Here is a 1,334-nt window from a genome sequence, read left to right as displayed (position 1 = left end):
GAGGGTGTCGGAAATTCTGTGTATGAGCCATAACTCTGTATCACGACGGAGGATGGATGGCTCGACGGAAGAAGACCGCAGATCCCACGCTGGCGGCGTTGCCCGAGGGGTTGATTGATCAGCTGGCGGCGGGGGTGAAGACCCCCGCCGACTTTCAGCAGGTGTACCGGGCGTTTCAAAAGGCGCTGACCGAGAAGGTGCTGCAGGCGGAGCTCACGCATCACTTGGGCTACCCCGAGGGGGCGGGGCGGACGCCGACCGGGAATGCGCGCAATGGCACGACGCCCAAGCGGATCACGACCGATACCGGGACGCTCGATCTCGCGATTCCGCGCGATCGCCACAGCACCTTTACCCCACAGTTCGTACCGAAAGGGGTACGGCGGCTCCCGGGGTTCGATGAGAGCGTGCTGGCGCTCTACGCGCGGGGGCTGACGACGCGCGAGCTCCAGGGCTACCTCGAGGAGCGTTACCAAGTCCCCGTCTCGCCGGACCTGATCAGCACGGTCACGAATGAGGTGATGGAGGAGGTCACGACCTGGCAGCGGCGGCCGTTGGAGCCGGTGTATCTCGCGGTGGTGTTTGACGCGTTGCGGGTGAAGATCCGCGGTGAAGGCGTGGTGCAGAACAAAGCCGTGCATCTCGCGCTAGGCGTGCTCCCCGATGGCACGAAGGAGGTGCTGGGCCTGTGGATCGCCCAGACGGAGGGCGCGAGTTTCTGGCATCGCGTGTTCAGCGAGCTCCGCACGCGCGGCGTGCAGGATATTCTGATCGCGATGATGGACGGCCTGGTGGGCCTGCCCGACGCCTTGGCGGCCGTCTTTCCGCAGGCCACCGTGCATCAATGTGTCGTCCACCTCGTGCGGCAGAGCCTGCAGTACGTGGGCTGGAAAGAGCGCAAGGCGGTGGCCGCCGATCTGCGCGCCATCTACCAAGCCCCGAGCGAGCCCGCTGCGCTCGCCGCGCTCGAGCACGTGCGGACGCAGTGGGGGGCGCGCTTTCCCCAGATCGCGCCCATCTGGGAGCGCGCGTGGGACCGCCTCACGCCGAGCCTCCTCTATCCGCTGGAAGTTCGGCGCGTGCTCTACACCACCAACGCGATCGAAAGCCTCAACAGCTACCTGCGCAAACCGCTCCGCACCCGAGGGCACTTCCCCAGCGACGACGCCGCCACCAAACTCCTCTATCTGGTGCTGCGTACGCTGGGGAAGAAATGGAAACAGCGCCCCGCCAAAGAGTGGCAGCGCGCCATTCCCCATCTGCAGTTGCTGTTTGGTGACCGCTTTCCGATGGCGGTCTGACGGGAGCTCATACACAAACTTTCTGACACTCCC

General features: G+C 65.3%; 1 protein-coding gene. It reads left to right on the top strand.

The features are described from left to right. The first annotated feature begins 56 nt into the window (after positions 1 to 56). On the top strand, positions 57 to 1,301 hold the full coding sequence (locus tag QUB08_RS31930; protein ID WP_190409672.1) for an IS256 family transposase: 1,245 nt from the start codon (positions 57 to 59) through the stop codon (positions 1,299 to 1,301). Positions 1,302 to 1,334 lie beyond the last annotated feature (33 nt).

Origin of the sequence: Microcoleus sp. BR0-C5 (genome assembly GCF_036705045.1) — a bacterium.
Taxonomy (GTDB): Bacteria; Cyanobacteriota; Cyanobacteriia; order Cyanobacteriales; family Microcoleaceae; genus Microcoleus.
The sequence above is the reverse complement of the archived record's forward strand: the minus strand, read 5'-3'. Positions and strand labels throughout refer to the sequence as shown.

Bases quoted from the DNA above. Each gene is read 5' to 3' on its own strand.
- QUB08_RS31930 (WP_190409672.1), top strand. From the start codon at position 57: ATGGCTCGACGGAAGAAGACCGCAGATCCCACGCTGGCGGCGTTGCCC.